Consider the following 23,079-nt stretch of genomic DNA (forward strand, 5'->3'; position numbering starts at 1 on the left):
CACGGCACCGGTAGTCACGACCAAGGAAGGAGGCACGTCCCATGCCAAGGAATCTCTGGGTCGGCCTGCCCGGACAGCTCCGGGAGATCAGCCAGGCGGCCAGCGCCTTCGAACGCGGCGCGGACCTCGGCGTCTCCCAGTTCACCTCGCTCAGCGGTCAGATCACCACGATCGCGCCCAAGCGCGCCCCCCGCCGGATCAAGCTCAGCTTCGACCGGCTCTCGCAGGACGACGCGACGCACCTGGACCGGCTGGCCCGCCGCATCGACGGCCCCGGCCCCGTCGACCTGCTCGACCCGGTGGCCCGCAACCTGCTGGACCCGCTCCAGGCGGAGGGGCGCATCGCGACCACCAACCCGTACAACGTCTGGTACACCTCCGTCAGCGGCAGCGGCAAGCTCGAGCTGTCGACGGCCGCCGGGGCACAGCCCCAGACGTACGTCTGGAAGGCGGAGACCGCCACGGCGCAGCTCAACTGGCAGCGCCGGCCCCGAGCCGGCTTCCCCGTCGTGCCCGGCATGCGGGTGCGGTTCACCCTGCCGAAGTCGTGGCGGGTCGGCCCCTGCGCCACCCGCCTGCACTGGCGCGACGCCGCGGGCACCTACCTGTCGTCCGCGGCCGACACCGGGCACACCCTCGTGGCGACGGTCCCGGCGGGTGCCGCCCTGGTCACTCCGTCGGGCGTCGCGGGCGAGATCGGGACGTACGGTCTCGACGGCGCCGTCCTGACCATCGACGACGACCACGTGCCCACCGCCCCGGTGAACCTGCTCTCCGCCGACCAGGCCGCCGGCAAGGGCGCGCTGACGCAGTGGTCGGCGACGGGCGTCACCCTGTCGACGGACGCCTCGGGGTACGCGGTCGCCTCCCTGGCCGCGTCCACCGCCGGAACGCTGACCTTCGTCAACGGCACCCAGAAGGGGCACGCGCTGCCGCCGGGAGCGGGACTGGTCGGCCTGGTGCTGCCCGCCGCGGTCCGCACCCGCGCCCAGAGCTGCGCGCTCACCTTCCACGACACCGCCGGCGCGGTGCTGGCGACCGTCACCGGCTGGGCCCCGGCGGCCGTGCCGGCCGGCGCCACCCACGTCTCGGCCACGGTGTCGTTCGCCTCGGCGACCACCGCGTTCCAGTCGCGGATCGGCCCGGCGAAGCTGCTGCACATCGACCCCACGGTGCCCCAGCTGCCGGGCGACGGGTGCCCGGTGATGGCCGTCACGGCCTTCACCGACTCCCCGGCCCGCCCGCTGCCGTACCGCAACGTCTCCATCGAGCTGGCGGAGGTGGCCGGTGCGAGCAACTGACGAGAAGCTGACCGGCACCCTCCAGTCCGGCTCACGCGTCGCCCACCACACCACCCGCCTCGGCGGCCAGGACGTGTCCGAGCAGGTCCAGTCCTGGCAGCTGGAGCGCAGCTACAGCACCGACCTGCCGGACGCCATGCGCGCGTTCTCCGGCAGCTCGTCGGCGCAGCTGCAGCTCCAGCTGTCCGGCACCGGCGGCAAGTCGGCGCCCGCGCTGTACTCGCCGTGGGCGCCGCGCTCGACCGGCGACATCGCCCGTCCCGGCCAGTCCGTGGTCCACCAGTACGGCACCGACGCCGGCGTCCTGCCCGCCTTCCGCGGCACCCTGCGCAACCGGTCCGCCGCCTCCGGCACGGACACCGTGCAGCTGACGGCGCTCGACGGCGCGGAGCGGCTGCACGGGCCCGCGGAGCTGCCGAGGCCGTACGCCGGGTTCTACTGGCGGCGTCCGATGGCCACCGCCACCTGGTGCGTCGACGAGCTGCTGCGGCAGGCCGGCGTCCACTCCTGCCCGCCGCCGCGGTACCCGGAGTTCGACCCGGCCGCGCCGCTCACCCTGGTGTACGCCTCGCTGCACGGCGGGTTCGCCGCGACCTACGGCCAGCCCGAGGTCGTACCGGATCCGCGGCACTACAGCTGGACCCGGCAGGGCGCCCCGCACGAGATGGCACTCGTGCCGCACGCCGCCGCGCCGGACACCAACGCGATGACCGCCACCTGGTTCCCCCGCAGCCGGGTCACCGTCCCCGGCAGTCGGCTGTTCGCGGAGGCCTGGGTGAACAGCGCGGTCGGCTTCGGCAGCACCGTCGCCCTGGAGCTGGACCTCAACCGCACCGGCACCCAGACCGGCCGGCTGCGGATCGCCGTCGACTTCTCGACCGGCCAGGTGTTCATGCACTCCGGCACCCGGGAGGGCAGTGGCTACTACTACTCCTGGGGCGTCTCGGCGCTCAAGGAGAAGCCCGGTGTCTGGCACATCGGCGGCCTGTTCGACACCACGTCGACCGGGACGGCCGTCCTGCCGACCGTGCAGCCCTTCCTGACCGGCCCGGACGGGACGCACTACCCGTGCAACCCGGTCACCTTCACCCACCCGTCGGCCGAGCAGCCGGCCGCCGAGCTGTACCAGCTGCGGCTGGTGACGCAGCTCGCCGCCGAGGCGGTCCAGCTCACCAGCGGCCTGGCCGGCACGCCCACGGCCACGGAGTTCGCCCAGAAGACGTGGGTCAAGGAAGCCGAACTGGACGACGCGATCCTCCCGCTGTACGCGGTGCCGCGGGTGTCCGGTTCCCAGTGGGACGTGATCACGCAGATCGCCAAGGCGAGCATGTCGACGGCCGAGTTCGACGAGCGGGGCGTCTTCCAGTGGCGCAACTACACGCGCTTCGCGAAGGCCCCGACGGCCCCCGACCTGACCCTGACGTCGGTACGGGACATCGCGGCGCTCACCGTCACCGAGGAGATCGACGCCTGCCGCAACTACTGCGTCCAGCCGTTCAAGGACTGGTCGTCGGTGAAGGTCACCAGCGGTACGACGTACAACGACACCGTGGTGCGCGAGGTGCCCGGCAACAGCTCGGTGACGCTGAAGTACGTGCTCGCCGAGGAGGAGTTCGACGTCGGTCCGCCGAACGTCGACGACGACCAGAGCGTCGCCCCCGGCTTCTCGGTGCGCTTCGCGGCCTCCAACGCGGCCGGCGCGGACGCCGTCAAGGGAGCCGTGGACATCCTCGCGCGGCGGGAGGAGGGGTGTCTGGTCCTGCGGTTCACCAACCGCAGCAGCCGGCGCCTGTACACGGTGACGGAGGACGGCAAGCCGTCCGTCCACATCCAGACGCTCAAGCCGTCCACCGAGGCGGTCGAGCGGCAGGCGACCTCGTGGATCTCCGGCAGCACCAGCGAGAAGTACCACGGGCGCCAGGAGTTCTACGCCGAGGCCAGCGACTGGATCCAGGACTACCGGGCGGCACAGGAACTCGCCGACGCGATGCGGGTGGCGGGCCAGTACCCCGTGCCCGTGCTCGGCGAGGTCGAGGTGCTGTACGACCCGCGCATCCAGCTCGGTGACGTCGTACGCGTCGTGGACTCCACCGGCGCGGCGCTGGACACCTTCGCCTGGGTCGTCGGGATCAAGACCGGCTCCACGGCGCCCGGAACCGTGCAGCAGACCCTGACCCTCCGCGGCACCAGGACGAACGGGATTCCGGCGGACGCCGGGCTGACGCCCGACACCCCCTCCGACCGCACCCCCGTCCCGGCCGGTGCCACCTACGCGGACGTCGCCGCCGCCCATCCCACGCTGGGAGACCTCGCCGGCAGCGGTCTGACCTGGCGACAGGTCAAGGAGAGCGCGTCATGACCGACAACACCGACACCGCGGTGACCGAGGACACCCCACCGCCGGTGGAGATCAGCACCGAGGCCCCGGGGGACCCGACCCACCCCGTCGAGGTGCTCCTGGAGGAGCACCCCGTCACGCCCGCTCCCCCGCCCTCCGACCCGGAGGCCCCGGAGCCCGGACCCGAGCCCGACACCGCACCCGCCGCACCCGCCGCACCCGTCTCCGGCGGAGGCCAGGAGGAGATCGCATGACCACCCAGTACACCCCGCTCAGCAACCTCCCCTACCCCCAGCCGAGCGATCCCGCCGACCTGCCCGCGCACCTCCAGTCCCTCGCCCAGTCGCTGGACGGGCGGGCGGTGATGCGGTTCGGCACCGCCTCCGAGCGGGACACCAAGGTCACCGCGCCGGTGGCCGGGATGGTGGCGTGGATCGCCTCGCCGGGCCGCCTCATGTACTACACGGGCTCCGCCTGGGCGCCCGTCGGTCCGGTGCCGGTCTTCCGGGTCAACCTCGACGGCGGCAGCACCACCAGCACCACCTGGGCCGAGACCCTGACCGACGCCGTGGGCGACCCGATGAACGCCACGTTCACCGTGCCCGCCTCGGGCCAGGTCATCATCACCGTGGGCTGCTACATGCACGGCACCGCCACCGGTGTCGGCTGCTACATGTCGGCGAACGTCCGCAACTCCGCCGGAGCCGTGGTGCTCGGAGCCTCCGACGACAGGGCGGCGCTGGTCAACACCCCGAACCGGTCCTCCGTCTCGACGCAGTTCCTGGTCAGCGGCCTGGCCGTCGGTACGACGCACACCGCCACGCCCGCCTACCGGACGGCGAACACCACCAGCACCGGCAACTTCGACACCCGCTTCATCCGCATCGACCCGGTGATGTGACCCCCGCGGCCGCCGGTCCCGCTCCGCGCGGGGCCGGCGGCCCCCGGGCCCACCGGGCTCGCACGCCCCGCCCCCGCACGACGAGGAGACGTAAGCATGGCAGCTCCCCTCTCCCCCGACCGGCTCCTCGCCGCCCTGCGCGCCGAGGGCGTCCGCGTCGTCGAACACCCCGGCTGGCGCACCCGCAACCGGAACCACAAGGGCCCCTGGGGTCCGGTGCACGGCGTGATCGTGCACCACACCGTCTCCAGCGGCTCCGCCGCCTCCGTGGCGCTCTGCCGCGACGGTTACGCCGGCCTGCCCGGCCCGCTCTGCCAGGCCGTCATCGACAAGGAGGGCACGGTCCACCTGATCGCCAACGGCCGCGCCAACCACGCCGGGACCGGCGACGGCGACGTCCTGCGCGCGGTCCGGGCGGAGACCGCCCTCCCGCCGCCGGCCGACCAGGACACCGACGGCAACGCCCACTTCTACGGCTTCGAGTGCGTCAACCTCGGCGACGGCAAGGACCCCTGGCCCGCCGCCCAGCTCGACGCCATCGAGCGCGCCTCGGCCGCCCTCTGCCGCGCCCACGGCTGGTCCGCCGGCTCCGTGATCGGCCACAAGGAGTGGACCCGTACCAAGACGGATCCGCGCGGATTCGAGATGCGTACGATGCGCTCCCGCGTCGCCGCCCGGCTCGGGAAGCCGGCCGGCGGCCCGGCCACCCCGCCCCCGCCGGGCACCCCCACCACGCCGCGCTACCAGCCCTTCCCCGGCGCGTCGTTCTTCACCTCCGCCACCAGCTCCCCGGTGATCACCGCCATGGGCCGCCGGCTGGTCGCCGAAGGCTGCTCGGCGTACGCCGTCGGCCCCGGTCCGCGCTGGTCCGAGGCCGACCGCCGCAGCTACGCGAAGTGGCAGCGCAAGCTCGGCTTCACCGGCTCCGACGCCGACGGCGTACCCGGGCGCGCCTCCTGGAACGCCCTGAAGGTCCCCTACACCCGCTGAGGAGCCCCGATCATGACCGACGCCGCCCAGCGCACGGCCAGAACCATCCTCCAGTCCGCCGTCGGCATCGCCGTCGTCCTGCCCGCGATCGTGGACGCCTCCGGTGTCCCGGCGACCCTTCCCTGGGTCGCCGGCGCCCTGGCCGTCGCCGGCGGGCTGGCGCGGGTCATGGCCCTGGAGGCCGTACAGCGGCTGCTGCCGTCCTGGCTGAGCAGCCCCTCGCCGGGAGCCGCCGATGACCGAGACTGACCGGAACGACCCGGTCGTGGTCGCCCTCGAACTGGAGCGGCTGCGCGGCACGCTCGAAGCCGGGTTCGCCCGCGCCGACGGCTCGCTCGCCCTGCTGGTCCAGCGCAGCGACCAGACCGACAAACAGCTCGCCGACCACGAGGCACGGCTCGACGCGCTGGAGCGCACCCGCTGGCCGTTGGCCAGCGTCACGGCGCTCACCGCGGGCGCCGGCTTCACCCTCGCCCTGTGGCAGGCCGCCGGCCGCTAGCGGTCGGCCCCGGGAAACGCCGAAGGGCGGCCACCCCGTACGCAACGGGATGGCCGCCCTTCGGTCAACAACTCTTACTGGTTGTACGGACCGTAGTCGTAGTCCTCCAGCGGAACGGCCTGGCCGGAGCCCGTGCCGAACGGCGAGTAGTCGATGTCGTCGTAGCCGACGGCCGAGTACATCGCGGCCTTGGCCTCCTCGGTCGGCTCGACCCGGATGTTGCGGTAGCGGGACAGGCCCGTACCGGCCGGGATGAGCTTACCGATGATGACGTTCTCCTTGAGGCCGATCAGGGAGTCGGACTTGGCGTTGATCGCCGCGTCCGTCAGGACCCTGGTCGTCTCCTGGAAGGAGGCCGCGGACAGCCACGACTCCGTCGCCAGCGACGCCTTGGTGATACCCATCAGCTGCGGACGGCCGGAGGCCGGGTGGCCGCCTTCCTGGACCACACGACGGTTCTCGGACTCGAACTTCGACCGCTCGACGAGCTCGCCCGGCAGCAGCTCCGCGTCGCCGGACTCGATGATCGTCACGCGGCGCAGCATCTGCCGGATGATGATCTCGATGTGCTTGTCGTGGATCGACACGCCCTGCGAGTTGTACACCTTCTGGACCTCGCCGACCAGGTGGACCTGGACGGCACGCTGACCCAGGATGCGCAGCACGTCGTGCGGGTTGGTGGCACCCGCGGTGAGCTTCTGGCCCACCTCGACGTGGTCGCCCTCGGAGACCAGGACCTTGGCGCGCTTCGAGATCGGGTAGGCCGTCTCGTCGCTGCCGTCGTCCGGAGTGACGACGATCTTCTTCGTCTTCTCCGTCTCCTCGATCCGCACGCGGCCGGAGGCCTCGGAGATCGGGGCGACACCCTTCGGCGTACGGGCCTCGAAGAGCTCGACGACACGGGGCAGACCCTGGGTGATGTCGTCACCGGCCACACCACCGGTGTGGAAGGTACGCATCGTCAGCTGGGTACCGGGCTCACCGATGGACTGGGCGGCGATGATGCCGACCGCCTCACCGATGTCGACCAGCTTGCCGGTGGCCAGCGAACGGCCGTAGCAGAAGGCACAGGTGCCGACCGCGGACTCACAGGTCAGGACCGAACGGGTCTTGACCTCCTCGACGCCCGCGTTGACCAGGGCGTCGATGAGCACGTCACCCAGGTCGACGTTGGCCGGCGCGATGACCTTGCCGTCCACCACGACGTCCTCGGCGAGCATCCGCGCGTACACGGACGTCTCGACGTCGTCCGCCTTGCGCAGCACGCCGTCCTCGCCGCGCTCGGCGATCCGCAGCTTGAGACCGCGCTCGGTGCCGCAGTCCTCCTCGCGGATGATGACGTCCTGCGAGACGTCCACCAGACGACGGGTGAGGTAACCCGAGTCGGCGGTACGCAGGGCGGTGTCGGCCAGACCCTTACGGGCACCGTGGGTGGAGATGAAGTACTCCAGCACGGACAGGCCCTCACGGAAGGACGCCTTGATCGGACGCGGGATGGTCTCGTTCTTCGCGTTCGACACCAGACCACGCATACCGGCGATCTGCCGCATCTGCATCATGTTTCCTCGGGCACCCGAGTCAACCATCATGAAGATGGGGTTGGTCTTGGGGAAGTTCGCGTTCATCGCCTCGGCGACCTCGTTGGTCGCCTTGGTCCAGATCGCGATGAGCTCCTGCGTGCGCTCTTCCTTGGTGATCAGACCGCGCTCGTACTGCTTCTGGACCTTCTCGTCCTGCTCCTCGTAGCCCTTGACGATCTCCTTCTTCGCCTCGGGAACGACGACGTCGGAGATGGCCACGGTGACGCCGGAACGGGTCGCCCAGTAGAAGCCGGCCGCCTTCAGGTTGTCGAGCGTCGCCGCCACGATGACCTTGGGGTAGCGCTCGGCGAGGTCGTTGACGATCTCGGAGAGCTGCTTCTTGCCGACCGAGTAGTCGACGAACGGGTAGTCCTCGGGCAGCAGCTCGTTGAAGAGCGCGCGGCCCAGGGTCGTCCGCAGACGGAACGAGTCACCCTGCTGCCACTCGGGCTCGCCCTCCTCCGCGACCGGCGGGGTCCAGCCACGCGGCGGGACGGTGCCGATCGGGAAGCGGATGTCGACCTTCGCCTGGAGCGAGAGCTCGCCCATGTCGAAGGCCATGATCGCCTCGGCGGTGGAGTTGAAGGCGCGGCCCTCACCCTTGACCTCGCGCTCCTCCTCGTCCGTGGTGAGGAAGAAGAGGCCCAGCACCATGTCCTGGGTCGGCATGGTGACCGGACGGCCGTCGGCCGGCTTGAGGATGTTGTTCGAGGACAGCATCAGGATGCGGGCCTCGGCCTGCGCCTCCGCGGAGAGCGGCAGGTGCACGGCCATCTGGTCACCGTCGAAGTCCGCGTTGAACGCGGTGCAGACGAGCGGGTGGATCTGGATGGCCTTGCCCTCGACCAGCTGCGGCTCGAAGGCCTGGATGCCGAGGCGGTGCAGCGTGGGCGCACGGTTCAGCAGCACCGGGTGCTCGGCGATGACCTCTTCGAGGACGTCGTACACGACGGTGCGGCCGCGCTCGACCATGCGCTTGGCCGACTTGATGTTCTGCGCGTGGTTCAGGTCGACCAGGCGCTTCATCACGAACGGCTTGAAGAGCTCCAGCGCCATGGCCTTGGGCAGACCGCACTGGTGCAGCTTCAGCTGCGGGCCGACGACGATGACGGAACGCGCCGAGTAGTCGACTCGCTTGCCGAGCAGGTTCTGACGGAAGCGACCCTGCTTGCCCTTCAGCATGTCGCTGAGGGACTTCAGCGGGCGGTTACCGGGACCGGTCACCGGGCGGCCGCGGCGGCCGTTGTCGAACAGCGCGTCGACGGCCTCCTGCAGCATCCGCTTCTCGTTGTTCACGATGATCTCGGGGGCACCGAGGTCAAGGAGACGCTTGAGGCGGTTGTTGCGGTTGATCACGCGGCGGTACAGGTCGTTCAGGTCGGAGGTCGCGAAGCGGCCACCGTCCAGCTGCACCATCGGACGCAGGTCCGGCGGGATCACCGGGACGCAGTCCAGCACCATGCCCTTGGGGCTGTTGCTGGTCTGCAGGAAGGCGGAGACGACCTTGAGGCGCTTGAGCGCACGGGTCTTCTTCTGGCCCTTACCGGTACGGATGATCTCGCGGAGGCGCTCGGCCTCCTCCTCGAGGTCGAAGGACTCCAGGCGCTTCTGCAGCGCCGCGGCACCCATCGAACCGTCGAAGTACGTGCCGAAGCGGTCGCGCAGCTCGCGGTAGAGCAGCTCGTCGCCCTCCAGGTCCTGGACCTTGAGGTTCTTGAAGCGGCTCCACACCTCGTCGAGACGGTCGATCTCGCGCTGGGCGCGGTCGCGCAGCTGCTTCATCTCGCGCTCGGCACCCTCGCGCACCTTGCGGCGCACGTCGGCCTTGGCGCCCTCGGCCTCCAGCTCGGCCAGGTCGGTCTCGAGCTTCTTGGCGCGGGCCTCGAGGTCGGCGTCACGGCGCTGCTCGATCTGCTGGCGCTCGACGGAGACGTGGGCCTCCAGCGAGGGCAGGTCGCGCGTGCGGCGCTCCTCGTCGACGTACGTGATCATGTACGCCGCGAAGTAGATGACCTTCTCGAGGTCCTTCGGGGCGAGGTCCAGCAGGTAGCCCAGGCGGGACGGGACGCCCTTGAAGTACCAGATGTGAGTGACGGGAGCGGCCAGCTCGATGTGGCCCATCCGCTCACGGCGCACCTTGGCGCGAGTGACCTCGACGCCACACCGCTCACAGATGATGCCCTTGAAGCGGACGCGCTTGTACTTGCCGCAGTAGCACTCCCAGTCCCGGGTCGGACCGAAGATCTTCTCGCAGAAGAGTCCGTCCTTTTCGGGCTTCAGGGTGCGGTAGTTGATGGTCTCCGGCTTCTTGACCTCGCCGTGGGACCACTGACGGATGTCGTCCGCGGTGGCCAGGCCGATCCGCAGCTCGTCGAAGAAGTTGACGTCGAGCACTATGCGTCAATCCCTCTCAGGGTTTGAGTCTCAATCATGGTCTGATGGGCCCCCCACGCCCGCCAGGGCGTAGGGGGAGGGTCCGGGGGGAGGGTCCGGGACCTCACGAGGAGGCCCCGACCAGACCCGTCAGACCTCTTCGACGCTGCTCGGCTCGCGCCGGGACAGGTCGATGCCAAGCTCTTCCGCAGCGCGGAAGACGTCCTCGTCGGTGTCGCGCATCTCGATGGACATGCCGTCCGAGGACAGCACCTCCACGTTGAGGCACAGGGACTGCATCTCCTTGATGAGCACCTTGAAGGACTCCGGGATGCCGGGCTCGGGAATGTTCTCGCCCTTGACGATCGCCTCGTAGACCTTCACGCGGCCGGTGACGTCGTCGGACTTGATGGTCAGCAGCTCCTGGAGGGCGTACGCGGCGCCGTAAGCCTCCAGCGCCCACACCTCCATCTCACCGAAGCGCTGGCCACCGAACTGAGCCTTACCACCCAGCGGCTGCTGGGTGATCATCGAGTACGGACCGGTCGAGCGCGCGTGCAGCTTGTCGTCGACCAGGTGGTGGAGCTTGAGGATGTACATGTACCCGACCGAGATCGGGTCCGGGAACGGCTCGCCGGAGCGGCCGTCGAACAGGCGCGCCTTACCGGTCGGGAGCACCATGCGGTCCCCGTCGCGGTTCGGGATGGTGTGCTGCAGCAGACCGGCCAGCTCGTCCTCACGCGCACCGTCGAAGACGGGGGTGGCGACGTTGGTGCCGGGCTCGACCTTGTCGGCGCCGATGGCCTGCAGGCGCTGCGCCCACTCGTCCGCGAGGCCGGAGACGTCCCAGCCGCGGCTGGCGAGCCAGCCGAGGTGGATCTCCAGGACCTGTCCCGGGTTCATTCGGGACGGGACACCCAGCGGGTTGAGGATGATGTCGACCGGGGTGCCGTCCTCCAGGAACGGCATGTCCTCGATCGGCAGGATCTTGGAGATGACGCCCTTGTTGCCGTGACGGCCGGCGAGCTTGTCACCGTCGGTGATCTTGCGCTTCTGCGCGACGTACACGCGCACCAGCTGGTTCACACCGGGGGGAAGCTCGTCGCCCTCCTCGCGGTCGAAGACGCGGACGCCGATGACCTTGCCGGTCTCGCCGTGCGGCACCTTCAGCGAGGTGTCACGGACCTCACGCGCCTTCTCACCGAAGATCGCGCGGAGCAGGCGCTCCTCGGGGGTCAGCTCGGTCTCACCCTTGGGCGTGACCTTGCCGACGAGGATGTCGCCGGCGACGACCTCGGCACCGATGCGGATGATGCCGCGCTCGTCGAGGTCGGCGAGGACCTCCTCGGAGACGTTCGGGATGTCCCGGGTGATCTCCTCGGGGCCGAGCTTGGTGTCACGGGCGTCGACCTCGTGCTCCTCGATGTGGATCGAGGAGAGGACGTCGTCCTGCACGAGGCGCTGCGACAGGATGATCGCGTCCTCGTAGTTGTGACCCTCCCACGGCATGAACGCCACGAGCAGGTTCTTGCCCAGCGCCATCTCGCCGTTCTCGGTGGCCGGACCGTCGGCGAGGACCTGGCCCTCGACGACCCGGTCGCCCTCGGAGACGACGACCTTCTGGTTGACCGAGGTGCCCTGGTTGGAGCGGGCGAACTTGGCCAGGCGGTACGTGATGTACGTGCCGTCGTCGTTGGCGACGGTGATGTAGTCCGCGGAGAGCTCCTGGATCACACCGTCCTTCTCCGCCTTGACGACGTCGCCGGCGTCGGTGGCACAGCGGTACTCCATGCCGGTGCCTACGAGCGGGGCCTCCGCCTTGATGAGCGGAACGGCCTGGCGCATCATGTTCGCGCCCATGAGGGCACGGTTGGCGTCGTCGTGCTCGAGGAACGGGATCATGGCGGTCGCGACCGACACCATCTGGCGCGGCGAGACGTCCATGTAGTCCACGTCGTCGGGCGCGACGTAGTCGACCTCGCCGCCACGGCGGCGGACCAGCACGCGGGCCTCGGCGAACCGGAGCTCGTCGGTCAGCGGCGCGTTGGCCTGGGCGATGACGAAGCGGTCCTCCTCGTCGGCGGTCAGGTAGTCCACCTCGTCGGTGACCTGGCCCTCGACGACCTTGCGGTACGGGGTCTCGACGAAGCCGAACGCGTTGACGCGGCCGTACGAGGCGAGCGAACCGATCAGACCGATGTTCGGGCCTTCGGGGGTCTCGATCGGGCACATGCGTCCGTAGTGGGACGGGTGCACGTCTCGGACCTCGAAGCCGGCCCGCTCACGGGACAGACCACCCGGGCCGAGCGCGGACAGACGACGCTTGTGCGTCAGCCCGGACAGCGGGTTGTTCTGGTCCATGAACTGCGACAGCTGGCTGGTGCCGAAGAACTCCTTGATGGAGGCGACGACCGGCCGGATGTTGATCAGGGTCTGCGGCGTGATCGCCTCGACGTCCTGGGTCGTCATGCGCTCGCGCACGACGCGCTCCATACGAGCCAGACCCGTGCGGACCTGGTTCTGGATGAGCTCGCCGACGTTGCGCAGACGGCGGTTGCCGAAGTGGTCGATGTCGTCCGTCTCGACCACGATGGTCGAGCCGTTCTCACCGACGGTCTCGGTCTCGCCCGCGTGGAGCTTCACCAGGTACTTGATCGTCGCGATGATGTCGTCGACGGTCAGGACGCCGGCGTCCAGCGGCTCGTCCGCACCCAGCTTCTTGTTGACCTTGTAGCGGCCGACCTTGGCCAGGTCGTAACGCTTCGGGTTGAAGTAGAGGTTCTCCAGAAGCGTCTGGGCGGCCTCGCGCGTCGGCGGCTCGCCCGGGCGCAGCTTGCGGTAGATGTCGAGCAGCGCGTCGTCCTGGCCCTGGGTGTGGTCCTTCTCCAGGGTGGCGCGCATGGACTCGTACTCGCCGAACTCCTGCAGGATCTGCTCGGTGGTCCAGCCGAGCGCCTTGAGGAGGACGGTCACGGACTGCTTGCGCTTGCGGTCGATGCGGACACCGACCATGTCGCGCTTGTCGATCTCCATCTCCAGCCAGGCACCCCGGGACGGGATGATCTTGGCGGAGAAGATGTCCTTGTCGGACGTCTTGTCGATGGAGGAGTCGAAGTACACACCCGGCGAGCGCACGAGCTGCGACACCACGACACGCTCGGTGCCGTTGATGACGAAGGTGCCCTTGTTGGTCATGAGCGGGAAGTCGCCCATGAAGACCGTCTGGGACTTGATCTCGCCGGTCTCGTTGTTGGTGAACTCGGCCGTGACGAAGAGCGGCGCGGCGTACGTGAAGTCGCGCTCCTTGCACTCGTCGATCGAGTTCTTCGGAGGCTCGAAGCGGTGGTCGCGGAAGGTCAGCGACATCGACCCGGAGAAGTCCTCGATCGGCGAGATCTCCTCGAAGATCTCCTCCAGACCGGACTTGGTGGGGACGTCCTGTCCGGACTCCAGAGCCGCCTCGACACGAGCCTTCCAGGCGGCGTTGCCGAGCAGCCAGTCAAAGCTCTCGGTCTGCAGCGCGAGGAGGTTCGGAACCTCGAGGGGCTCCTTGATCTTTGCAAAGGAGATGCGCAGCGGGGCGGTGCTTGCGCCGTTGTTCGTATTCGCGGTCGAGGCGTTGCGCGAGGCGGCCAAGAGGGGGTCCTTCCGAGGGCTCGGACTCACTACGCGCGTACCGGTCCCTCACAGGACACGAGGACGAATTTCCCTGATTCAGCCAAAAGGCCTGGTCAGGACATTCGGTCTCTGTGCTCTTGCGAGGGTATGCCCCTGGTGACGGGCAGGGAGCAGCTAACAGGCAGCGCAAAGGGTCAGTGTAGCCACTTGGCCCACTGATGTCCAGGGCGAGTAAATCGCGACCCTCGTTCTTCTCAACTCCACGGCACCTCGCGCTGTCGGCGCACATCGATACTGCCCGTTCGCCCGTCGATCCATGCCTCGGATCCGGATCGTTGTGACGACGCGTCCTGAGAATTGCGCGCGGCGTGCGGTTCGTCAAGGCCCCCGGGTGAGCGGGGCGCACGGCGAAGATCACCATACTCTCCGTGGGGCTCAGCGCAAGACAGGCACCGCGGGTACGCCGAAGGGCGACCACCCGGCTGGGTGATCGCCCTTCGAAACGCCCCTGAGGGGCGTCAGAACGAGTCAGGAGACCCGCAAGGTCACTTGACCTCGACAGCCGCGCCGGCGGCCTTGAGGGACTCGGCAGCCTTGTCGGCCTGCTCCTTGTTGACCTTCTCGAGGACCGGCTTCGGGGTGCCGTCGACGAGGTCCTTGGCCTCCTTCAGGCCCAGGGAGGTCAGCTCACGCACGACCTTGATGACCTGGATCTTCTTGTCGCCGGCGCCGGTGAGGATGACGTCGAACTCGTCCTTCTCCTCGACGGCCTCGGCGGCGGCGCCACCAGCGGCACCACCGGCGGCGGCAACGGCGACCGGGGCGGCGGCGGTGACGTCGAACTTCTCCTCGAACGCCTTCACGAACTCGGAGAGCTCGATGAGGGTCATCTCCTCGAACTGCGCGAGCAGGTCTTCCTGAGACAGCTTCGCCATGATGGCGGTCCTTCCACTAAATCGGCTGGTGCCGGGTGTACATGTGAGGCGGGCGTACGTTGGGCCCGCTGCGACCGTCGCCCCTAGGGGGCCACGATCAATGCGCGAGCCGAATTACTCGGCACCGCCCTGCTCGGCCTGCTTGGCACGAAGCGCCTCCGCGGTGCGGACGAACTTCGAGGGAAGCGCCTGGAAGAGCGCGGCAGTCTGGGACTGCTTGCCCTTCATGGCGCCCGCCAGCTTGGCGAGCAGAACCTCGCGGGACTCGAGGTCCGCGAGCTTCTTGATCTCATCGGCGGAGAGCGCCTTGCCATCAAGGACACCGCCCTTGATGATCAGGTTGGGGTTCTCCTTGGCGAAGTCACGAAGACCCTTCGCCGACTCCACCGGGTCACCGGTGATGAAGGCAACCGCCGTCGGACCAGCGAACTGGTCGTCGAGCGAAGTGATCCCGGCCTCGTTGGCCGCAATCTTGGTCAGCGTGTTCTTCACCACGGCGTACTGGGCGTTCTCACCGAGCGAACGGCGCAGCTGCTTGAGCTGTGCCACGGTGAGACCGCGGTACTCGGTCAGCACGGCGGCGTTCGAGCTGCGGAACTTGTCCGTCAGCTCGGCAACCGCAGCAGACTTGTCGGGCCTCGCCATGAGCCTCGGCCTCCTTCCGGGTGATTCGGACCGCGTGGGCTGAAGGAAGGAGACTGGGCAAAACGAAACGCCCCGGCGCAGGCGCACGGGGCGTGACTCAACCGGCTGCGCTCATCGAGGAGCGGCATCCAGGAGTTCATCCACAGTCACCTGCGCGGGTCGTCCGCAGCTAGCGGATCCTTCGGCCACCGGACCCCTCGCGAGGGCACGGCAACGACCAGCGGTCTTTGGCTTCCTCGGAAGCGTACGCGAATGGTCCCTCGTCAAGCAAATCGGGCCGAACGGCTCACGGGCCCCGGTGGCCCCGGGCGCGAAAAAACCGGCCCCCGCCGCTCCGGAGAGCGACGGGGGCCGGCTTCTGCGTACGCGAGACCCGCGACGGCCGTCAGGATCAGACGGCGGCCGGGTCCTCCTCGACGAGGAGGTTGCGGGTGCGGTTCGGGTCCAGCGGGATGCCGGGGCCCATCGTGGTGCTCAGGGTCGCCTTCTTGATGTAGCGGCCCTTGGCGGCCGACGGCTTCAGACGGAGGATCTCCTCCAGCGCGGCGGCGTAGTTCTCGACCAGCTTGGTCTCGTCGAAGGAGACCTTGCCGATGATGAAGTGCAGGTTCGCGTGCTTGTCGACACGGAACTCGATCTTGCCGCCCTTGATGTCGGTGACGGCCTTGGCGACGTCCATCGTGACGGTGCCGGTCTTCGGGTTCGGCATCAGACCACGGGGGCCGAGGACGCGGCCGAGGCGGCCGACCTTGCCCATGAGGTCCGGGGTGGCGACGACGGCGTCGAAGTCCAGACGGCCCTTCGCGACCTCGTCGATCAGTTCGTCGGAGCCGACGATGTCGGCGCCCGCGGCCTCCGCGGCCGCAGCACGGTCACCGGTCGCGAAGACCAGGACCCGGGCGGTCTTACCGGTGCCGTGCGGAAGGTTCACGGTGCCACGGACCATCTGGTCCGCCTTGCGCGGGTCGACACCCAGGCGGAAGGCGACCTCGACGGTGCCGTCGAACTTGGTGGCGGCGGTGTCCTTGGCGATACGGACGGCCTCGAGGGGGGCGTAGTTACGCTCCCGGTCGACCTTGGCGTCCGCGCTGCGGAGAGCCTTGCTGCGCTTCACTTCTTCTCCTGCGTGGTTCAGGTGTGGAGTTGTGGTCGGGGCCAGCGCGGGCCCTCCCACAGAGGTCAAAGGGGGCTGATCAGCCCTCGACCGTGATGCCCATGGAGCGGGCGGTGCCGGCGATGATCTTCTCGGCGGCGTCCAGGTCGTTGGCGTTCAGGTCGGGCATCTTGGTGGTGGCGATGTCACGGACCTGGTCGCGCGTCAGCTTGGCGACCTTGGTCTTGTGCGGCTCGCCGGAGCCCTTGTCCACACCCGCGGCCTTGAGGATCAGCTTGGCGGCCGGCGGAGTCTTGGTGACGAAGGTGAAGGAACGGTCCTCGTAGACCGTGATCTCCACCGGCACGACCATGCCACGCTGCGACTCGGTCGCGGCGTTGTAGGCCTTGCAGAACTCCATGATGTTGACGCCGTGCTGACCCAGCGCGGGGCCGACCGGCGGAGCCGGGTTGGCCGCACCGGCCTGGATCTGGAGCTTGATAAGCCCCGTGACCTTCTTCTTCTTGGGAGGCATTGCTCTCTCCGGGTCCTAGTGAGAGTTTTCCAGCCGCCGTCCGGATCATCCGGATGGAGGCATACCGCACCACGATAACGGGTATGGCGGTGCGGCCAAAAACCGAGCAGGTCAGAGCAGCTGCGACAGCTGATCTGACCTGACCGGAAACCTGTGGAGGTTAGTTCTTCTGGATCTGGTCGAAGCTCAGCTCGACCGGGGTCTCGCGGCCGAAGATCTCGACGAGGCCCTTGACCTTCTTCGAGTCGGCGTTGATCTCGTTGATCGTGGCCTGGAGCGTGGCGAACGGGCCGTCGGTGACGGTGACCGAGTCGCCGACCTCGAAGTCCAGCACCTGGACCTCGACCTTGCGAGCCGGAGCCGGCTTGCCCTCGGCCTCGGCGGCCTCGCGGGCGGCCTTGGCCTCGGCCTCCGGGGCGAGCATCTTGACGATCTCGTCCAGGGTCAGCGGGTACGGGTCGTAGGCGTTGCCCACGAAGCCGGTGACACCGGGGGTGTTGCGGACGACACCCCAGGACTCGTTCGTCAGGTCCATACGGACGAGCACGTAGCCGGGCAGCTTGTTCTGCTTGACGTTCTTGCGCTCGCCGTTCTTGATCTGGACGATCTCTTCCTCGGGCACCTCGGCCTGGTAGATGAAGTCCTCGACGTTCAGCGAGACGGCACGCTGCTCCAGGTTCGCCTTCACGCGCTTCTCGTAGCCCGCGTAGGTGTGGATCACGTACCACTCGCCGGGCAGGCCGCGCAGCTCCTCGCGCAGGGCGGCGACCGGGTCGACGGGGGCCTCGGGCTCCTCGGCGGCCTCGGCCTCGTCGTCCTCGGCGGCCTCGTCCTCGACGGGCTCGATCTCGGACTCCTCGTCCGCCTCCTCGGCGGTCTCGACGTCGTCCTCGCCCTCGACGGCCTCGTCCGCGTCCTCGTCCTCGACGTGGAGCGCGGCTTCCTCGGCCGCCTCGCCGGCAGCGGCGTCCGCAGCTTCCGCCTGGTCCTCGTCGGCCGCCTCGACGACGTCGAGCTCGTCCTGGGCGGACTCGTTCAGGTTCGGGTCAGACACGGTGGCTGCTTCTTCCTGGATACAGATGGGGTGGAACATGCGAAAAGGGGCGCCGGGGTGGGCGCCCTCCGCGGGAATCAGCCGAAGACGTACTTGACTGCTTCCTGGAAGCCGAGGTCGATCACGGTCACGAGACCGATCATGACGACGACGAAAATGATGACGACGGTGGTGTACGTCGACAGCTGGCTGCGCGTGGGCCAGACGACCTTGCGCAGCTCGGCGACGATCTGGCGGTAGAAGAGCGCGAGACGGCCCAGCGGGCCCTTCTTGCCGCGCTTGCCGCCCTTGCGGTTCTTCTTGGGCGCTTCGTCTTCGGCATCAGGCATGTCGATGGAGCCTACGGCGTCCGTCACGTCTCTCACCTGATTCCGGGTCGGCCGTGCCGCGCCCGGGTGGAGCCGCACGGCGGTGCAATGACATACATACCTGCGCACACATCCTGGCGGTGTGTGTAGCAGGGCCGGAGGGACTTGAACCCCCAACCGCCGGTTTTGGAGACCGGTGCTCTACCAATTGAGCTACGACCCTTTGTCGTTCTCCCCCAACCTACCGCATCCGCGGATGTGGTCGGTGAGGGCCAACGAGCAGAGAGTGTACGTGGTCAGCGGCTCCGCGTCGAACAGATAGCCCCGGACACGGCCGCGGCACCCCCTGACGCACCGTCCGTCCGCACAGCGAAACCTGTGTACCGGGCCCCTCCGGGGTCTGGGACGATGGGCCGCATGAGCGCTGCAACCCCTCCCACCGAGCGCCGGGTATCCGCGCGCATCGGCGCGATCTCCGAGTCCGCGACCCTCGCCGTCGACGCCAAGGCCAAGGCCCTCAAGGCCGCCGGCCGCCCGGTGATCGGCTTCGGCGCGGGTGAGCCCGACTTCCCGACGCCGGACTACATCGTCGAGGCCGCGATCGAGGCCTGCCGCAACCCGAAGTACCACCGCTACACGCCGGCCGGCGGCCTGCCCGAGCTGAAGGCCGCGATCGTCGCGAAGACGCTGCGCGACTCCGACTACGAGATCGACGCCTCCCAGGTCCTGGTGACCAACGGCGGCAAGCAGGCGATCTACGAGGCCTTCGCCGCGATCCTCGACCCGGGCGACGAGGTCATCGTCCCGGCGCCGTACTGGACGACGTACCCGGAGTCCATCCGGCTCGCCGGCGGTGTCCCGGTGGAGGTCGTCGCCGACGAGACCACCGGCTACCGGGTGTCGGTGGAGCAGCTGGAGGCGGCCCGTACGGAGCGGACCAAGGTCGTCCTGTTCGTCTCCCCGTCCAACCCGACCGGCGCCGTCTACAGCAAGGAAGACGCCGAGGCGATCGGCCGCTGGGCCGTCGAGCACGGCCTGTGGGTGCTGACGGACGAGATCTACGAGCACCTGGTGTACGGCGACGCCACGTTCACCTCGCTGCCGGCCCTGCTGCCGGAGCTGCGGGACAAGTGCATCGTCGTCAACGGCGTGGCCAAGACGTACGCCATGACGGGCTGGCGCGTGGGGTGGATCATCGGTCCGAAGGACGTGGTGAAGGCCGCGACGAACCTCCAGTCGCACGCCACGTCGAACGTCTCCAACGTCGCGCAGGCCGCCGCCCTGGCCGCCGTCTCCGGCAGCCTGGACGCGGTCGCCGAGATGCGCACCGCGTTCGACCGGCGCCGCCAGACGATCGTGCGGATGCTCAACGAGATCGACGGCGTGGTCTGCCCGGTGCCGGAGGGCGCGTTCTACGTGTACCCGTCGGTCAAGGGTCTGCTCGGCAAGGAGATCCGCGGCAAGCGCCCCGGAACCTCGGTGGAGCTGGCGGCGCTGATCCTGGACGAGGCCGAGGTCGCGGTCGTACCGGGCGAGGCGTTCGGTACGCCGGGATATCTGCGGCTGTCGTACGCGCTGGGTGACGAGGACCTGGTGGAGGGCGTATCGCGGATGCAGAAGCTGCTGAGCGAGGCGCGTGACTGAACCTCCTCTCAAGAGTGGGTTGGCGGGCTCCGGCACTGTGCCGGGGCCCGCTTCTTCGTTCCCGCAAACACCCGATCGGTGAAAGGGGCCGAAAGGGGCTCCCACGCGGGCGGCGGTTTTGGCAAGATCCCCGAATGGAGCACGTACGAGATCTGCGGCTGCTGCCCAAGGCCCATCTGCACCTGCACTTCACCGGGTCGATGCGGCCCGCCACCCTGCTGGATCTCGCCGACAAGTACGGCGTCCACCTGCCCGAGGCGCTGACCGGCGGGGAGCCCCCGAAGCTGCGGGCGACCGACGAGCGGGGGTGGTTCCGCTTCCAGCGGCTGTACGACCTCGCCCGGTCGTGCCTGCGCGAGCCGGAGGACATCCGGCGGCTGGTGCGCGAGGCCGCGGAGGAGGACGTCAGGGACGGGTCCGGGTGGCTGGAGATCCAGGTGGACCCGACGTCGTACGCGCCGAGGCTGGGCGGGCTGATCCCCACGCTGGAGATCATCCTGGACGCGGTGGAGAGCGCATCGCGCGAGACCGGCCTCGGGATGCGCGTCCTCGTGGCGGCGAACCGCATGAAACATCCGCTGGACGCCCGCACGCTGGCACGCCTCGCCGTCCGCTACGCGGACCGCGGTGTGGTCGGGTTCGGGCTGTCGAACGACGAGCGGCGCGGCCTGGCGCGCGACTTCGACCGGGCGTTCGCGATCGCCCGGGAGGGCGGGCTGCTGGCGGCGCCGCACGGCGGCGAGCTGACCGGCCCCGCGTCCGTACGGGACTGCCTCGACGACCTGGGGGCGCGGCGCATCGGCCACGGGGTGCGGGCGGCGGAGGATCCGCGGCTGCTGCGGCGGCTGGCCGAGAAGGGCGTGACGTGCGAGGTGTGCCCGGCGTCCAACGTGGCGCTGGGCGTCTACGAGAAGCCGGAGCAGGTGCCGTTGCGGACGCTGTACGAGGCCGGGGTGCCGATGGCGCTGGGCGCGGACGACCCGCTGCTGTTCGGCTCGCGGCTGGCGGCGCAGTACGAGATCGCGCGCGTGCACCACGGTTTCACGGACGAGGAGCTCGCGGAGCTGGCCCGCCAGTCGGTCCGGGCCTCGGCGGCTCCTGAGGACGTCCGGGCGAAGCTGCTGGCGGGCGTCGACGACTGGCTGGCGGCCGCCCCGGGAGCGTGAGGGACCCGGTGAGCGGGGCCGTCAGAGGCTGACGCCGACCGTCACCGGTTCGTTGACCAGCGTGATGCCGAAGGCGTCCCGTACGCCCGCGACGACCTCGCGCGCCAGGGCCAGGAGGTCCTCGGTGGTGGCCCCGCCGCGGTTGGTGAGGGCGAGGGTGTGCTTGGTGGAGATGCGGGCGGGGCCGGAACCGTAGCCCTTGGTGAAGCCGGCCTTGTCGATCAGCCAGGCCGCCGACGTCTTGACGCGGCCCTCCCCCGCCGGGAAGGCGGGCGGGGTGACCTCCGGGCCGAGGCGGTCGTGGACGCGCGTGAGGAACGTCTCGTACGCGGCCTCGTCGAGGATCGGGTTGGTGAAGAAGGACCCGGCCGACCAGGTGTCGTGGTCCTCGGGGTCCAGGACCATGCCCTTGCCCGCCCGCAGCTTGAGGACCGTCTCGCGCGCGGTGGCGGCCGGGACGCGGTCGCCGGGCTCGACGCCCAGGGCGCGCGCCGTCTCGGCGTACCGGATCGGGGCGCTCATGCCCTGCGCGTCCTCCAGCTCGAAGCGGACGCGCAGCACCACGAACCGGTCGGGGTGCGCCTTGAAGCGGCTGTGGCGGTACGAGAAGTCGCACGCGGTGTTCGGGATGGTCACGGTCTCGCCGGCGCGGCGGTCGTACGCGACGACCTCGGTGATGGTGGCGGAGACCTCCTGCCCGTACGCCCCCACGTTCTGGATCGGCGTGGCGCCCGCCGAGCCGGGGATGCCGGCGAGGCACTCGATCCCCGCGAGGCCGGCCTCGACGGTACGCGCGACGGCGTCCGACCAGACCTCGCCCGCGGCGAGCTCCAGCCGCGTGCCGTCCAGCGAGAAGCCCTGGGTGGCGATGCGCAGGGCGGTGCCGTCGAAGCCCTTGTCGCCGATGACGAGGTTGGAGCCGCCGCCGATGACCAGCAGCGGCGTCCCGGCGGCGTCGGCCTCGCGCACGGCGGCGACGACCTCGGCGTCGGTCGTGGCCGTGACGAGGCGGGTGGCGGGGCCGCCGAGCCGGAAGGTGGTCAGCGGGGCGAGGGGGGCGTCGTGGAGTTCCTGCACGGCCCCAAGACTACGGGGGGCCACCGACAGCGAAGCCACCTCGCCCCCGGCGCCCTGGTCACCCGGGGGCCGGGGGCGAGGTGGCTGGGGCCTCGGGACCTCAGGGCCTCGGGGCCTCGGGGCCTCAGGCCAGCTGCACCACGGCGCGGGACATGCCGAGGACCTTCTGGCCCGCGCTCATCGCGGTGAGGTCGACCCGCACGCGGTTGTCGTCCAGCTTCGCGGCGACCTTCGCCGTGACGTCGATCACGGCGCCCTGGTCGTCGTTGGGGACCACGACCGGCTTGGTGAAGCGGACCCCGTACTCGACGACCGCGGCCGGGTCGCCGGCCCAGTCCGTGACGACCCGGATCGCCTCGGCCATGGTGAACATGCCGTGCGCGATGACGTCCGGCAGGCCGACCTCCTTGGCGAACTTCTCGTTCCAGTGGATCGGGTTGAAGTCCCCGGAGGCGCCCGCGTACCGCACCAGCGTGGCGCGCGTCACGGGGAAGCTCTGCGCCGGGAGCTCGGTGCCGACCTCGACCTCGTCGTATGCGATCTTCGCGGTCATCGTCGCCTCACGCCTCCTCGGCGGCCCGCGCCACCAGCTTGATCCACGCCGTCACGACGTGCTCGCCCGCCTCGTCGTGCACCTCGCCCCGGACGTCCATGATGTCGTTGCCCGCGAGCGACTTGATGGCCTCGATGGTCGAGGTGACCGAGAGCCGGTCCCCCGCGCGTACCGGACGGCTGTAGGCGAACTTCTGGTCACCGTGGACGACCCGGCTGTAGTCCAGGCCCAGCTGCGGGTCCTCGATGATCTGTCCGGCCGCCTTGAAGGTGATGGCGAACACGAAAGTCGGCGGGGCGATCACATCGGGGTGACCCAGCGCCTTGGCAGCCTCCGTATCGACGTAGGCCGGATTCGCGTCACCGATCGCCTCGGCGAATTCGCGGATCTTTTCCCGGCCGACCTCGTACGGCGCGGTGGGCGGATAGGTCCGCCCCACGAAGGACTGGTCGAGCGCCATGGGCTGGCT

At 69.6% G+C, this 23,079-nt stretch carries 20 protein-coding genes and 1 tRNA gene; 9 read left to right on the top strand and 12 right to left on the bottom strand.

Annotated features, from left to right (window positions below):
* Positions 1-41 precede the first annotated feature (41 nt).
* The 7 genes from AB0A69_RS16850 to AB0A69_RS16880 all read left to right on the top strand — a co-directional run bounded on the left by AB0A69_RS16850 (position 42) and on the right by AB0A69_RS16880 (position 6,029).
* The gene (locus AB0A69_RS16850) at positions 42-1,301 is read left to right on the top strand and encodes a hypothetical protein (protein WP_361421516.1); all 1,260 of its coding nucleotides are present in this window, start codon (positions 42-44) and stop codon (positions 1,299-1,301) included.
* Positions 1,288-3,660, top strand: a complete 2,373-nt coding sequence (locus AB0A69_RS16855) for a hypothetical protein (protein WP_361421519.1) — start codon at positions 1,288-1,290, stop codon at positions 3,658-3,660. The genes AB0A69_RS16850 and AB0A69_RS16855 overlap by 14 nt, the downstream gene beginning before the upstream one ends.
* A complete protein-coding gene (locus AB0A69_RS16860; RefSeq protein WP_361421522.1) occupies positions 3,657-3,893 on the top strand; it encodes a hypothetical protein in 237 nt (78 codons plus the stop codon). Before AB0A69_RS16855 ends, AB0A69_RS16860 begins: the two co-directional genes overlap by 4 nt.
* Complete coding sequence (locus AB0A69_RS16865) at positions 3,890-4,540, top strand: hypothetical protein (RefSeq protein ID WP_361421525.1); 651 nt, start codon at positions 3,890-3,892, stop codon at positions 4,538-4,540. Before AB0A69_RS16860 ends, AB0A69_RS16865 begins: the two co-directional genes overlap by 4 nt.
* Before the next feature lie 96 nt (positions 4,541-4,636).
* Positions 4,637-5,530 (top strand): peptidoglycan-binding protein, encoded by an 894-nt coding sequence (locus tag AB0A69_RS16870; protein WP_361421528.1) that lies wholly within the window; start codon positions 4,637-4,639, stop codon positions 5,528-5,530.
* A gap of 12 nt (positions 5,531-5,542) precedes the next feature.
* Positions 5,543-5,779 carry a hypothetical protein gene (locus tag AB0A69_RS16875; protein ID WP_361421531.1) on the top strand — a complete coding sequence of 79 codons (237 nt, stop codon included), beginning with the start codon at positions 5,543-5,545 and terminating at the stop codon, positions 5,777-5,779.
* Positions 5,766-6,029, top strand: coding sequence for a hypothetical protein (locus tag AB0A69_RS16880; RefSeq protein ID WP_361421534.1), 264 nt, complete (start codon positions 5,766-5,768; stop codon positions 6,027-6,029). The genes AB0A69_RS16875 and AB0A69_RS16880 overlap by 14 nt, the downstream gene beginning before the upstream one ends.
* 74 nt (positions 6,030-6,103) lie before the next feature.
* Here AB0A69_RS16880 and AB0A69_RS16885 read toward each other — a convergent pair whose 3' ends face one another.
* The 9 genes from AB0A69_RS16885 to AB0A69_RS16925 all read right to left on the bottom strand — a co-directional run bounded on the left by AB0A69_RS16885 (position 6,104) and on the right by AB0A69_RS16925 (position 18,393).
* Positions 6,104-10,003, bottom strand: a complete 3,900-nt coding sequence (locus AB0A69_RS16885) for a DNA-directed RNA polymerase subunit beta' (protein ID WP_361421537.1) — start codon at positions 10,001-10,003, stop codon at positions 6,104-6,106.
* 129 nt (positions 10,004-10,132) lie between these two features.
* The gene (gene rpoB / locus AB0A69_RS16890) at positions 10,133-13,618 is read right to left on the bottom strand and encodes a DNA-directed RNA polymerase subunit beta (protein ID WP_355366724.1); all 3,486 of its coding nucleotides are present in this window, start codon (positions 13,616-13,618) and stop codon (positions 10,133-10,135) included.
* Positions 13,619-14,145: 527 nt separating this feature from the next.
* Positions 14,146-14,535: a 50S ribosomal protein L7/L12 gene (rplL, locus tag AB0A69_RS16895; RefSeq protein WP_361421541.1), complete on the bottom strand. Its 390-nt coding sequence runs from the start codon at positions 14,533-14,535 to the stop codon at positions 14,146-14,148.
* A 114-nt stretch (positions 14,536-14,649) separates the two neighbouring features.
* Entirely contained in the window at positions 14,650-15,180 is a 531-nt protein-coding gene (rplJ, locus tag AB0A69_RS16900) for a 50S ribosomal protein L10 (RefSeq protein WP_361421544.1), read from the bottom strand.
* 391 nt (positions 15,181-15,571) lie between these two features.
* Positions 15,572-16,294 (bottom strand): 50S ribosomal protein L1, encoded by a 723-nt coding sequence (rplA, locus tag AB0A69_RS16905; protein WP_361421547.1) that lies wholly within the window; start codon positions 16,292-16,294, stop codon positions 15,572-15,574.
* Between the two features lie 79 nt (positions 16,295-16,373).
* Complete coding sequence (rplK, locus tag AB0A69_RS16910) at positions 16,374-16,808, bottom strand: 50S ribosomal protein L11 (protein WP_003956479.1); 435 nt, start codon at positions 16,806-16,808, stop codon at positions 16,374-16,376.
* Between the two features lie 160 nt (positions 16,809-16,968).
* Entirely contained in the window at positions 16,969-17,862 is an 894-nt protein-coding gene (gene nusG, locus AB0A69_RS16915) for a transcription termination/antitermination protein NusG (protein ID WP_361421551.1), read from the bottom strand.
* Positions 17,863-17,939: 77 nt separating this feature from the next.
* Positions 17,940-18,218, bottom strand: a complete 279-nt coding sequence (gene secE, locus AB0A69_RS16920; protein WP_355366709.1) for a preprotein translocase subunit SecE — start codon at positions 18,216-18,218, stop codon at positions 17,940-17,942.
* A 102-nt stretch (positions 18,219-18,320) separates the two neighbouring features.
* Positions 18,321-18,393 (bottom strand) — tRNA-Trp (locus AB0A69_RS16925).
* Between the two features lie 194 nt (positions 18,394-18,587).
* Between AB0A69_RS16925 and AB0A69_RS16930 the strand changes: the two genes are divergently transcribed.
* Positions 18,588-19,814 (top strand): pyridoxal phosphate-dependent aminotransferase, encoded by a 1,227-nt coding sequence (locus AB0A69_RS16930; protein WP_361421555.1) that lies wholly within the window; start codon positions 18,588-18,590, stop codon positions 19,812-19,814.
* 134 nt (positions 19,815-19,948) lie between these two features.
* Entirely contained in the window at positions 19,949-20,980 is a 1,032-nt protein-coding gene (locus AB0A69_RS16935; RefSeq protein ID WP_361421558.1) for an adenosine deaminase, read from the top strand.
* A 21-nt stretch (positions 20,981-21,001) separates the two neighbouring features.
* Here AB0A69_RS16935 and AB0A69_RS16940 read toward each other — a convergent pair whose 3' ends face one another.
* From AB0A69_RS16940 to AB0A69_RS16950, 3 genes are all read right to left on the bottom strand, one after another.
* Positions 21,002-22,096: a UDP-N-acetylmuramate dehydrogenase gene (locus AB0A69_RS16940; protein ID WP_361421561.1), complete on the bottom strand. Its 1,095-nt coding sequence runs from the start codon at positions 22,094-22,096 to the stop codon at positions 21,002-21,004.
* Positions 22,097-22,181: 85 nt separating this feature from the next.
* A complete protein-coding gene (locus AB0A69_RS16945) occupies positions 22,182-22,610 on the bottom strand; it encodes a MaoC family dehydratase (protein ID WP_361421564.1) in 429 nt (142 codons plus the stop codon).
* A gap of 7 nt (positions 22,611-22,617) precedes the next feature.
* A complete protein-coding gene (locus AB0A69_RS16950) occupies positions 22,618-23,070 on the bottom strand; it encodes a MaoC family dehydratase N-terminal domain-containing protein (protein WP_356645128.1) in 453 nt (150 codons plus the stop codon).
* Positions 23,071-23,079: the final 9 nt, after the last annotated feature.

This window comes from Streptomyces sp. NPDC045431, assembly GCF_040646655.1.
Taxonomy (GTDB): Bacteria; Actinomycetota; Actinomycetes; order Streptomycetales; family Streptomycetaceae; genus Streptomyces.

Coding starts and splice junctions, on each gene's coding strand:
- AB0A69_RS16850 (WP_361421516.1), top strand. CDS start 42: ATGCCAAGGAATCTCTGGGTCGGCCTGCCCGGACAGCTCCGGGAGATC.
- AB0A69_RS16860 (WP_361421522.1), top strand. CDS start 3,657: ATGACCGACAACACCGACACCGCGGTGACCGAGGACACCCCACCGCCG.
- AB0A69_RS16865 (WP_361421525.1), top strand. CDS start 3,890: ATGACCACCCAGTACACCCCGCTCAGCAACCTCCCCTACCCCCAGCCG.
- AB0A69_RS16870 (WP_361421528.1), top strand. CDS start 4,637: ATGGCAGCTCCCCTCTCCCCCGACCGGCTCCTCGCCGCCCTGCGCGCC.
- AB0A69_RS16875 (WP_361421531.1), top strand. CDS start 5,543: ATGACCGACGCCGCCCAGCGCACGGCCAGAACCATCCTCCAGTCCGCC.
- AB0A69_RS16880 (WP_361421534.1), top strand. CDS start 5,766: ATGACCGAGACTGACCGGAACGACCCGGTCGTGGTCGCCCTCGAACTG.
- rplL (WP_361421541.1), bottom strand. CDS start 14,535: ATGGCGAAGCTGTCTCAGGAAGACCTGCTCGCGCAGTTCGAGGAGATG.
- rplJ (WP_361421544.1), bottom strand. CDS start 15,180: ATGGCGAGGCCCGACAAGTCTGCTGCGGTTGCCGAGCTGACGGACAAG.
- rplK (WP_003956479.1), bottom strand. CDS start 16,808: ATGCCTCCCAAGAAGAAGAAGGTCACGGGGCTTATCAAGCTCCAGATC.
- AB0A69_RS16930 (WP_361421555.1), top strand. CDS start 18,588: ATGAGCGCTGCAACCCCTCCCACCGAGCGCCGGGTATCCGCGCGCATC.
- AB0A69_RS16935 (WP_361421558.1), top strand. CDS start 19,949: ATGGAGCACGTACGAGATCTGCGGCTGCTGCCCAAGGCCCATCTGCAC.
- AB0A69_RS16945 (WP_361421564.1), bottom strand. CDS start 22,610: ATGACCGCGAAGATCGCATACGACGAGGTCGAGGTCGGCACCGAGCTC.
- AB0A69_RS16950 (WP_356645128.1), bottom strand. CDS start 23,070: ATGGCGCTCGACCAGTCCTTCGTGGGGCGGACCTATCCGCCCACCGCG.